The 2,447-nt window shown below is 66.2% G+C and carries 2 protein-coding genes; one reads left to right on the plus strand and one right to left on the minus strand.

Annotated features, from left to right (window positions below):
• Window positions 1-953 (minus strand): hypothetical protein (locus tag ACFWF3_RS32140; protein WP_379317575.1); only part of this gene is annotated, 953 nt, incomplete at its 3' end.
• A gap of 224 nt (window positions 954-1,177) precedes the next feature.
• Here ACFWF3_RS32140 and ftsH point away from each other — a divergent pair.
• Window positions 1,178-2,447 (plus strand): ATP-dependent zinc metalloprotease FtsH (gene ftsH / locus ACFWF3_RS32145; protein ID WP_379317577.1); only part of this gene is annotated, 1,270 nt, incomplete at its 3' end.

Here is a 2,447-nt window from a genome sequence, read left to right on the forward strand (position 1 = left end):
TGGAATTGCGTGTCGTCGACCATGCCGAGCGAATGCCGCTCGACGAGTAATTCCCATTCCGCGTAGAGCTGGTTGACACCGGGGTCGGCGGGACCGGCGGCGCCGTCGGCAGCCTGCCTGCGGATGGCGAAATTCACCGCGCAGGTGACCCGTTCGGTGTCGGCGCGATCCACGCCCGCGAAATGCAGCGTGCGATTGCCGTCGTTGATATCGATGCCCGATCCGCCGTGGCGCGTATCCACCTCGCCGGGCGCCGAGCGCGCGCCTTCGACGGTGCGGGCGCCGAGAATCGCGGCCACCGCCAATTCGAAGGCATAGCGCTCGCCGCTGCCGATGGAGATGAACAGCACGCGGGAAGTGGTCGCGGCGAGCAGGCCGATGCCCGATCCCGCAGGCGGGGCGGCAACGGCGATGGCCGTTTCCAAGACGTATTCGTCGGGCGTGACATACCGGTTCAGCGCGGTGACGGCCGAACGCGCGTCCTTGCGCGGCGCCATCCGGCGCACGGCGCGCTCGACATCGGCGCGGGTGGGACCCGACTTGCCCCACTCGGGAGCGGGCGGGGTGAGATCCGGCGCGGCCACGTCGATGCGCTGGGTCACCATGATCTGGTCGTTGATCCGGTCGACGATGCCGAGGGCGGCAGGCACGTCGTGCTCGGCGATGAGCACCGGAAGGGGAGTGCGGTCGGCGGGAACGCCGGTGAGGACCGCCGTGGGATAGCGCAGATAGATCTCGATCACCACCGCTTCGTCGGCGCGCCGATTGAGGCGCACCTTGAGCAGGTCGGCAATGGGAACGTCGAGAACACGTTCGCCGTCGGTACCCGGCCGGAGGACGACGAGCCGTCCACCGCCGTGGCGCAGAATCGCTGTGGGTGTTCGTAGCTCGACGATGTCTATACCCCCTGCGCTGTAGTTGTGTCGTCGCCCACGATAAGGCGGGCATGACATGATTGTGGCCACTTGCCACAACCCGGTCGGAGCGTTCGGGAACCTCTTGCGTTCTCCGGCCGTTTACCAGTGCAACTGCACCAGCAGCCGAACTGCGCGATGTATCGAACTAGACCGTACGCGGTAACGTGGCATGTCCGCATCCGAAACCCGCCGATCTCGACGCTTCGCAAGCACACCCGGAGTAATAACCGGAAAGGACTGGGCCGTCCGGCCGACGCTCTATGAACCGCAAGACAGTGTTTCGCACCTTGGCGATCATCTCGGGCATCATGCTCATGATCTGGCTGTTCAGCTTTCTCAGCGATGACACGCGCGGTTGGGAGAGTGTCGACACTTCCGTTGCGCTGGCCCAGCTCGAGGACAAAGCGAACGTCAAGAACGTGCAGATCGATGACAAGGAGCAGCAGCTCCGCATCGAACTGAACAACGGCAACGAAGCCACGAGCAACAACGCCAAGATCGTCGCCAAGTACCCCAGTGGTGGGGAGAACTCCGCGCAGGTCCTCGACGCCGTGCAGAAGTCCGGCGCCCCGTACGACACCGTGGTCAAGCAGGAGAGCTGGCTGTCGCAGCTGCTGCTGTTCATCGTGCCGATGGTGCTGCTGGTCGGCCTGTTCATCTTCGTGATGTCGCGCATGCAGGGCGGTGGCCGTGGCGGAATGATGGGCTTCGGTAAGTCCAAGGCCAAACTGCTGACCAAGGACATGCCCAAGACCACGTTCCAGGACGTGGCCGGTGCCGACGAGGCCGTCGAAGAGCTCTACGAGATCAAGGACTTCCTCCAGAATCCGGCCCGCTACCAGGCGCTCGGCGCGAAGATCCCCAAGGGCGTGCTGCTCTACGGGCCGCCGGGAACCGGTAAGACGCTGCTGGCCCGCGCGGTCGCGGGCGAGGCCGGGGTGCCGTTCTTCACCATCTCCGGTTCGGACTTCGTCGAGATGTTCGTCGGTGTCGGCGCCTCCCGCGTGCGTGACCTGTTCGAGCAGGCCAAGCAGAACAGCCCGTGCATCATCTTCGTCGACGAGATCGACGCGGTCGGCCGCCAGCGCGGTGCGGGCCTCGGCGGCGGTCACGACGAGCGCGAGCAGACCCTCAACCAGCTGCTGGTCGAGATGGACGGCTTCGGCGATCGCTCCAACATCATCCTGATCGCGGCCACCAACCGGCCCGACATCCTCGACCCCGCGCTGCTGCGCCCCGGCCGGTTCGACCGGCAGATCCCGGTCGGCAACCCCGACCTGGCCGGTCGCCGCGCGATCCTGCGGGTGCACTCGGCGGGCAAGCCGATCTCGCAGGAAGCCGACCTCGAGGGTCTGGCCAAGCGCACCGTCGGCATGTCCGGCGCCGATCTGGCCAACGTGATCAACGAGGCCGCGCTGCTCACCGCCCGCGAGAACGGTTCGGTCATCACCGGCGAATCGCTCGAGGAATCGGTCGACCGCGTGATCGGTGGCCCGCGCCGCAAGAGCCGCATCATCAGCGAGCACGAGA

The sequence above is a fragment of the Nocardia sp. NPDC060220 genome (assembly GCF_042727815.1).
In the GTDB taxonomy this organism is placed as follows: Bacteria; Actinomycetota; Actinomycetes; order Mycobacteriales; family Mycobacteriaceae; genus Nocardia.